7 protein-coding genes are annotated in these 8703 nt (G+C 73.3%); 2 read left to right on the top strand and 5 right to left on the bottom strand.

Features of this window, described 5'->3' with window-relative positions:
* The coding region (locus tag ABWI04_RS30475; protein WP_353834597.1) for a rhomboid-like protein at nucleotides 1-635 on the bottom strand (635 nt) is incomplete at its 3' end.
* Nucleotides 636-659: 24 nt separating this feature from the next.
* A complete protein-coding gene (locus ABWI04_RS30470) occupies nucleotides 660-2279 on the bottom strand; it encodes an MFS transporter (protein WP_345184021.1) in 1620 nt (539 codons plus the stop codon).
* Nucleotides 2280-2418: 139 nt separating this feature from the next.
* Between ABWI04_RS30470 and ABWI04_RS30465 the strand changes: the two genes are divergently transcribed.
* Both ABWI04_RS30465 and gad read left to right on the top strand, forming a co-directional pair.
* Entirely contained in the window at nucleotides 2419-3087 is a 669-nt protein-coding gene (locus ABWI04_RS30465) for a TetR family transcriptional regulator (RefSeq protein ID WP_345184019.1), read from the top strand.
* A 124-nt stretch (nucleotides 3088-3211) separates the two neighbouring features.
* Nucleotides 3212-4639 (top strand): glutamate decarboxylase, encoded by a 1428-nt coding sequence (gene gad, locus ABWI04_RS30460; RefSeq protein WP_345184016.1) that lies wholly within the window; start codon nucleotides 3212-3214, stop codon nucleotides 4637-4639.
* 72 nt (nucleotides 4640-4711) lie between these two features.
* Here gad and ABWI04_RS30455 read toward each other — a convergent pair whose 3' ends face one another.
* The 3 genes from ABWI04_RS30455 to ABWI04_RS30445 are packed head-to-tail and all read right to left on the bottom strand — an operon-like array spanning nucleotide 4712 to nucleotide 8611.
* Complete coding sequence (locus tag ABWI04_RS30455; RefSeq protein ID WP_345184014.1) at nucleotides 4712-5884, bottom strand: acyl-CoA dehydrogenase family protein; 1173 nt, start codon at nucleotides 5882-5884, stop codon at nucleotides 4712-4714.
* Nucleotides 5885-6991, bottom strand: coding sequence for an acyl-CoA dehydrogenase family protein (locus tag ABWI04_RS30450; RefSeq protein WP_353834596.1), 1107 nt, complete (start codon nucleotides 6989-6991; stop codon nucleotides 5885-5887).
* Nucleotides 6992-8611: an AMP-binding protein gene (locus tag ABWI04_RS30445; RefSeq protein WP_353834595.1), complete on the bottom strand. Its 1620-nt coding sequence runs from the start codon at nucleotides 8609-8611 to the stop codon at nucleotides 6992-6994. It abuts the gene before it with no gap.
* Nucleotides 8612-8703: the final 92 nt, after the last annotated feature.

Below are 8703 nucleotides of genomic sequence, written 5' to 3'. Positions count from 1 at the left end.
GCGCCCAGCGGCGCGGGCCCGCGCCTGCGTTCGAGGAGCAGGAGCAGCCCCCCGGCCGCCGCGCCGGTGAGCATGGCCACCAGGTGGCCGACGGCGGCGACCTCCAGCGTGAGCAGACCGTCCAGCAGGACGGGCACGAGCGCGCACCACCAGGCCAGCGCGACCAGCCGGCGGACCCGCCCGTCCCCGTACAGGAAGGCCGCGACGAGCGCCGCGCACAGCACGTAGGACGGGCCGACGTCGGGGATCGTGCGGATGGAGTCCGAGAGCAGGCCCGCCTCCAGCCGCGCCAGCGCGATCCCCTGGCTGACGAGCGTGCCGAGCACGTGCGAGGCCGCGATGAGGGCGACGGCCCGCAGGTTCCCGAACCGCCGGGTGGTGGGGAACAGCCCGATCGCCGCCGCGACGAGCAGCACGCCCTGCGACCCCTCGGCGACGAACGCCGAGGCGACCATCGTCCCGACCGGGTTGACCGCGAGGTTGGCCAGGTTGGTGCTGGCCCAGGCGATCACCGCCTGCCGCGCGCCCGGCGGCAGGACCAGCACCTGCACCATCCACACGGCCGCGAACAGGCCGAGGAAGGCCAGCGGCATCGGATAGGACCTGAGGATCCGGCGAAGCCTCGCGAAACCCATCACACCGGCAGCCTAGACCGGGGCCTACGCGGCGGCCGCGCCTTCGACCGGAGAGGTCCCCCGCCGCACCAGGAGCGCGGCGAGCACCGCGACGACCGCGACGGCGCCCGCCACGGTCAGGGACGTCTGGAAGCCGTCCATGAACGCGAGGTGGCTCCCCGTCGTGATGGCGTCGGCCGCCTCCTTCGACGTGCCGGGCGGGATGGGCGCCACCCCCTGCGAGACGAGCCCGCCCTGCCCTTCGAGCTGGTGTGCCGCCGCCCCGGGAAGGCCCGCGCCGGTGAGCCTCCCGAACAGCACGTCCCCGACCCTGGTCGACAGCAGCACGCCCAGCACCGACGTGCCGAGGACGCCGCCGACCTGCGAGGCGGTCTGCTGGAGGCCGCCCGCGACGCCCGCGAGATGGGCCGGCGCGTTGCCGACGATGGCCTCGGTGCCGGCCACGATGACCATCCCGAACGCCAGGCCGACCAGCACGAACCACGGCCACAGCTGCACGTACGGGGCGTCCACCCCGATGCGCGACAGGCCGAACATCGCCGCCGCGGTGAACGCCATCCCGAGGACGAGCGGCACCCGCGGCCCGAACCGGCTGGTCAGCGCGCCCGCGACCGGGGAGGCGACGATGAACACGCCGGTCATCGGGAGCATCCGCACGCCCGCGTCCACCGGGCTCATGCCGTGCACCTGCTGCAGGTACAGGGTGATGAAGAAGATCGTCCCGAACATCCCGAAGAAGCCGAGCACGATGAGGCCGGTCGCCGCCGACAGCGACACCGACCGGAACAGCCCGAGCGGCAGCAGCGGGCGCTCCACCCGCAGCTCGTTCCAGACGAACGCGGCGAACAGCACGACGGACGCGGCGAACGACACGAGCGGGACGGTGGCGCCGAACCCGTGCTCACCGGCCTTGATGAGCCCCCAGACCAGGGCGAACAGCGCGCCGCTGAGCAGCGCGACGCCCGCCAGGTCGAACGAGCCGGCGGCCTCCTCGTCCCGCGACTCGCGGATCACCCACAGGCCGACGAGCAGCGCGACCAGCCCGAGCGGGGCGTTCAGGAAGAACACCGACTCCCAGTTGACGTTCTCCACCAGCAGCCCGGCGACGATCGGGCCGCCCGCGATGGAGATCCCGACCGTGGACCCCCAGATGCCGATCGCGGCGTTGAGCCGCTCGGCCGGGAACGTGTTGCGCAGCAGGGCCAGGCTCGCGGGCTGCAGGAGCGCCCCCGCGAACCCCTGCACGACCCGCCAGAAGATCACCATGCCGAGCCCGCCCGAGAGCCCGATCAGCACCGACGACACGGCGAACCCGACGACGCCCGCGAGGAAGGTGCGCTTGCGGCCGAAGCGGTCGGCGATCTTCCCGGCCGGGATCAGCGTGACGGCGAGCGCCAGCAGGTAGGCGTTGGTGACCCACTGCAGGCCGGACAGGCTCGCGCCGAGGTCCTTGGCGATCGCGGGGTTGGCGATGGACACGACGGTCGCGTCCAGCCCGACCATCATCACGCCCAGCGCGACCGCGACGAGCGTGAGCCAGGGATGCCCGTGTCCCGCCCTGGCGGGACGGCCGCGCGCCTGGTCGCGCGGCGGTATGGGGACGGCGCCCGGTTCGAGGGTCTCGGCGCCATGGGACTGAGTCATATCGACCTCCGGCTTGGCATGGGCACAAACTGTCATGGCATGACAGTTGTCGTCAACTGCCCTTGGTCTGCGTGCGACATGTTTCACGTCACGACATCCAGCGCTCGACGGACGATCGCCGGGCGATTACAATGCGCGCATGACCGCGACCGCCCCCGAGACCGGCACGTCCGGCCCCGGTTCCCAGCCCCCGGGCAGGCGCGAACGCAAGAAGCAGCGCACCCGAGAGGCGCTCGTCGACGCCGCGTTCACCCTCTTCGCCGAGAAGGGGTTCGACGCCACCACCGTCGAGGAGATCGCCGACGCCGTGGACGTCTCGTCCCGCACGTTCTTCCGCTACTTCGCCTCGAAAGAGGACGTCGCCCTCACCTTCCAGGAAGAGCAGACCCGCGCCGTGCTGGGCAAGCTCGCCGAACGCCCCCCGGACGAGCCGATCATGACCGCGCTGCGGCACACCGTGGTGGAGATCGCGCGCGCCTGCGAGGCCGGCGAGCTCGGATTCGACCCCGGCCGCTTCGAGTGCATGCTCTCGATGATGAGCGACAGCCCGACGCTGATGGCGGGCAGCCTGGAGCACGCGCAGAAGAAGCAGGCGCTGCTCACCGAGGTCATCGCCGAGCGGATGGGCCTGGACCCCGCCACGGAGCTGCGCCCGCACGTCGTCGCCGCCGCCACCACCTGCGCGTTCCAGGCCGCCGCCGACGCCACCCGCCGCCTCGGCGGGGCGTTCTCCACGCTGTCGGAGACCGTCGACCAGGCCTTCGCCATCCTGGAGAACGGTTTCGACGAGCCCTCCCCCGCGGGCTGACCCGGGCCCCGGCGGGCGCCCGACCTGCGACGACACGCTCACGCGGTGTGTGCGCGGCGGCGCGGCGGGTACCTGACGTGCGGGACCGGGGGCGCCCCGTCCCCGCACGGACGAGGAGGGCGACATGGCTCCGAAGCACCCGCCCCGCGCCGGGCGCGCCGGCCGCGACCTGGAGATCAACCCGATCTTCACGCGGGAGCCCCTGACGGTCCCGCGGAACCGGCTGCCCGCCGGGGAGATGGAGCCGTCCACCGCCTACCAGGTGGTCCACGACGAGCTGATGCTGGACGGCAACGCGCGGCTGAACCTGGCGACGTTCGTGTCCACGTGGGCCGAGCCGGAGGCGCGGCTGCTGATGGCCGAGTGCGCCGAGAAGAACATGATCGACAAGGACGAGTACCCGCGCACCGCCGACCTGGAGATGCGCTGCGTGCGCATGCTCGCCCGGTTGTGGAACGCGGAGGACCCGCACCACGCCGTGGGCTGCTCCACCACCGGATCGAGCGAGGCCGCGATGCTCGGCGGCCTCGCGCTCAAGCGCCGCTGGCGGGAGCGGCGGCGGGCCGCGGGCGCGCCGGCCGACCGCCCCAACCTCGTCATGGGCGTCAACGTGCAGATCTGCTGGGAGAAGTTCGCGAACTACTTCGAGGTCGAGCCCCGCTACGTGCCGATGGAGGGCGACCGCTACCACCTCGGCGCGCGGGAGGCCGTTGAGCTCTGCGACGAGAACACCATCGGCGTCGTCGCCGTCCTCGGCTCCACGTTCGACGGGAGCTACGAGCCCGTGGCCGACATCGCGGCGGCGCTCGACGACCTGCAGGCCCGCACCGGGCTCGACGTCCCGGTCCATGTGGACGGCGCGTCCGGCGCGATGATCGCCCCGTTCCTCGACCCCGACCTGCCGTGGGACTTCCGGCTGCCGCGGGTCGCCTCCATCAACACCTCCGGCCACAAGTACGGGCTCGTCATGCCGGGCGTGGGCTGGGCGCTGTGGCGGGACGAGGACGCCCTCCCCGACGACCTCGTCTTCCACGTCAACTACCTCGGCGGCGACATGCCGACGTTCGCGCTGAACTTCTCCCGCCCCGGGGCGCAGGTCGTCGCCCAGTACTACAACTTCCTGCGGCTCGGCTTCGACGGGTACCGCCGCGTCCAGCAGGGGTGCCGGGACGTCGCCACCCGGCTCGCCGCCGAGATCGCCGGGCTCGGCCCGTACGAGACGCTCACCGACGGCGGCGAACTCCCGGTTTTCGCGTTCCGCGTCCGGGGAGACGCCCCCGGCTTCACCGTCTACGACGTGTCCGCCGCTCTGCGCGAGAACGGGTGGCTCGTGCCCGCCTACAGCTTCCCCGAGAACCGCACCGACCTCGACGTCCTGCGCGTCGTGGTGCGCAACGGGTTCGGGCACGACCTCGCCGACCTGTTCATGGACGACCTCCGGCGCGCCACGTCCCGGCTGCAACTGCACGAGCACGCCCACCGCGACCCCCGGGAGGTCGCCGGCTTCGCCCACGGCGCAGGGCCGAAGCAGGTGCGGGCCAGGAAGGTCTGACCGCGGGGCGGCCCGCGGTCAGGCGGCGGACCGCCGCCCGACCCGGCCGGCCCCCGCGGCATCAGCGCGGCATCAGCGCGGCGCCCGGGGCAGCCCGAGGCCGATCATGGCGATCAGCTCGCGCTGGATCTCGTTGACCCCGCCGCCGAAGGTCAGCACGAGCGCGCCCTTGGCGAGCCGGTCCTGGGCCTCCATGAAGTCCGCCGTCTCCGGGTCGCCCGGGTCGCCGTACCGGGCCAGGACGTCCCCGACGATCCGGCCGACCTCCTGCATCCGCTCCGAGGCGTAGATCTTGGTGGCGGACGCGTCGGCCGCGCCGAGCCAGCCGAGGTCCTGGTTGGCCGCCACCTGCCAGTTGAGGAGCTCGTTGGCGCGCAGGTAGGCGTAGACCTGCGCGACCGCGCGCCGCACCGCGGGCTCCTCGATGAGCGGGCGGCCGCCCGGCCCCCGGGTCGTGCGGGCCCACCGCGCGAACCGGACGTGGGTGTGCCCGATGTTCCCGGCCGGGCCGAGCGTGACCCGCTCGTGGTTGAGCTGGTTGACGATGAGGTCCCAGCCCTTGTTCTCCTCGCCGATCAGCATGTCGGCCGGGACGCGGACGTCCTGGAAGTACGTCGAGTTCGTGTGGTGCGCGCCGTCCATCGTGATGATCGGCGTCCAGGAGAAGCCCGGGTCCGCGCAGTCCACGATGAGCATCGAGATGCCCTTGTGCTTCTTGGCCTCCGGGTCGGTGCGGGCCGCGAGCCACACGTAGTCGGCGTGGTGGGCGCCGGAGGTGAAGATCTTCTGGCCGTTGACGACGTAGTGGTCGCCGTCCCGGACGGCGGTGGTGCGCAGCGCCGCGAGGTCGGTGCCGGCGCCGGGCTCGCTGTAGCCGATCGCGAAGTGGCACTCGCCGGCGAGGATGCGCGGGATGAACCGCTCCTTGTGCGCCTCCGACCCGTACTGCAGGATCGTCGGCGCCACGGAGTTCAGCGTGATCAGCGGGTAGGTGACCTCGGCGCGGGCGATCTCGGTGGCGAAGATCGTCTGCTCGACCGGGCCGTAGCCGCGGCCCCCGTACTCCTTCGGGAGCGCGACGCCGAGCATCCCGTCGCGGCCGAGCCTCCGGCAGTGCTCCAGGTAGGGCGGGCCGAACGGGTCGGCGCGGATGGCCGCGCGCTGCTCCGCGGTCAGGCAGTTCTCGAAGTACTCGCGCAGTTCGGCGCGCAGCCGCTTCTGCTCGTCGGTCAGGTCGATGAACATTCAGGCCTCCTGGGCGATGAGGGCGCCGAGCGCGTCGAGACGGTCCTCGCCGCCGCCGAGCAGATGCCCGCAGTGCTTGCCCCAGGCGAAGTACCGGTGCAGCGGGTAGGTGATGTCCAGGCCGATGCCGCCGTGCAGGTGCTGGCAGGTGTAGAGCGCCTTCACCACGGGGTCGCACGCGTTGTAGGCGGCGATGGTGAGGACCTCCTCGGCGTCGTCCGCGCCCTGCGCCAGGCGCCACACGCCCGCCCACACGGCCACGTCCAGCGCGCGCTTGGCGATGTAGACGTCCCCGATCTGCATCGTGACCGCCTGGAACTGCGCGAGCGCCCGGCCGAACTGCTCGCGCGTCTTCGTGTACTCCTTCGTCAGCTCCAGCGCGCCGTCGATGACGCCGGACGCGACGGCGACCGCGCCCGCGACGGCCGAGCGGCGCAGGGTGTCCCAGGCGGCGCCGTCCGACGTCCCGCCGAGCAGGGCGTCCGCGCCGACCCGGACACCGTCCAGGGCGACTCGCGACAGCGGCTCCGACGTCGCCGACGGCTGCCCGGTGATCGTCACGGCGGAGGGCTCCACGAGGAACACCCCGACGCCGCCCCCCTCGACGCGGGCCGGGATGAGGATCAGGGACGCCTCCCGCGCGTACGGGACGAACGTCTTCACGCCGTCCAGCACGTACCCGCCGCCGTCCGGGCGGGCCGTCGCGGCGACCTCCCCGGCCGGGCCGACCTCGCGGTACGCGCCCGTCAGGATCGTCGCGCCCTCGGTGAGCGGGGCCAGCAGGGCGCGCTGCTCCGGCGTCCCGTGCGCCCCGATCGGGACGGCCGCCAGCGCGAGCGAGGCGTACGCCGGGACGGGCGCGGTGCGGACCCCGACCTCCCGCAGGACCACCGCCAGCTCGACCGGCCCGAGCCCGGCGCCGCCCGCGTCCTCGGGCAGGACGACGCCGAGCAGCCCCGCCTGCGCGAGCGCCTTCCACGTCACGTCGTCATAGGGCGCCTCGCTCTTCTCGAACGCCTCCAGCCGCTCCTGCGCGGCCTCCCGCGCGAGCACGTCCGCCGCGAGCCCCTTGATCTCTTGCTGGGTCTCGTCGAGGTTGAAGTCCACTCATCCGCTCCCTTCCAGGAGGTGCAGCCGGCCGCGGCGCTCGAACTCGTCCCGCAGCGCGGCCGCGTCCGCCGCGGTCATCGGGCGGTAGTCGAGGTCGCGGCCGGGCCGCCACCACACCGGGTCGTCGGTGCGCCAGCCCTCCCGGGCCAGCCGGCGCTTGAGGATCTTGTTGGAGGCGGTCGCGGGCAGCTCCCGCGCCACCCGCACGTACCGCGGGATCCACTTCGGCCCGAGGTCGGCGCGCCCGCGCAGGTAGCCGGCGAACGCGCCCGGGTCGAAGGCGTCGGCGGCGACGGCCAGCATCACCTGGTCGCCGGACGCCGCGTCCGGCACCCCGTACACGGCGAGCTGCCGGACGCCGGGAAGCTCCGCCAGGACCCGTTCCACCTGGACGGCGCCGAAGTTCTCGCCGTCCACGCGGACCCGGTCGCCCCTGCGCCCGGCGAAGAAGACGTAGCCGTCCGCGTCGGCGTAGGCGAGGTCGCCGCTCCAGAACATGCCGTCGCGGAGCCGGTCGGGGGCGTCCTCCTTGTAGTACCCGTCGAACAGGCCGAGGCCGCCGGTGTTGACCAGCTCCCCCACGGCCTCGTCGCCGTTCACCAGGCGTCCGGCCTCGTCGAACACGCCGGGCGGGCACGGCCGGCCCGCCGGATCGAGGATCGCGATGCCGTCGGTGAGCCTCCCGAGCGCGCCCTGCGGCCCGAACGGGTCGGGCGCCAGCGAGATCGCCGTCTCCGTCGATCCGTAGCCGTCGATGACGAAGCACCCGAAACGCTCACCGAACGCCTTCTGCTCCACCGGCGCCGCCTCGTTCCCGAACGCGAACCGCACCGGATTGTCGGCGTCGTCCTCCCCCGCCGGTGTGGCCAGCACGTACGAGAGGGCCTTGCCGACGTAGTGCAGGTAGGTGCAGCCGTGGGCGCGCACGTCCGGCAGGACGGCCGACGCCGAGAACCGGGCGCGCAGCACCAGCTCGGCCCCGGCGGCCAGCGCCGGCGCGTACGCCGCCATGACCGCGCCCGAGTGGAACAGCGGCATCGGGCAGTAGACGACGGCCTCCGGCGACAGCATGCGCCCGGCGAGCATCTCGCCCGGCACGACCACCTTCCGGTGGGTGACGCGGACGGCCCGCGGACGCCCCGACGTCCCAGAAGTGAAGATCAGCATCAGCAGCGTCCCGGCCTCGATCGCCGAGACGCCGGGCACCGGCGAGCCCGCGAAGGGCGCGATCAGCTCACCGAAGGCGTCCACGTCGACCACGGGCAGCCCGAGCGCGGCGGCCTTGCCCGCATACCGCGGCTGGGCCAGCACAAGATCGCAGTCGGCGCGCTCCGCGTCACCCGCAAGCTCGACGGCGCTCCGCGTCGGGTTCAGCGCCACGACCACCGCTCCCGACAGCGCCGCGCCCCCGAGGAGGAACACCACCTCGGGAAGGTTGTCGAGCAGGACGCCGACGTGGACCGGCCGGTCGGGGCGCGCCTCACCGCGCATCCACGCGGCGCGCGCGGCGCACTCGGCCACGACCTCCCGCCACGTCCAGGCCCGGCCGTCGTCGGCGGACCGCAGCCCGGGGCGGTCGTCGTCCGCCCGCGCCTCCAGCAGCGCCGCGACGCTCACCGGCCCACCTCCCCGCTCCGTCCCACGGCGAAAAAGTAGAACAGATTCTACTAAGTGTCCAGAGGGCCGATCTCCCTCCTTCGCAAGCCGGT

The organism is Actinomadura sp. NPDC000929 (genome assembly GCF_040492065.1).
Classification (GTDB): Bacteria; Actinomycetota; Actinomycetes; order Streptosporangiales; family Streptosporangiaceae; genus Spirillospora; species Spirillospora verrucosospora.
Note: the sequence above shows the minus strand (reverse complement) of the source record. Positions and strands in the feature narration are given on the sequence as shown.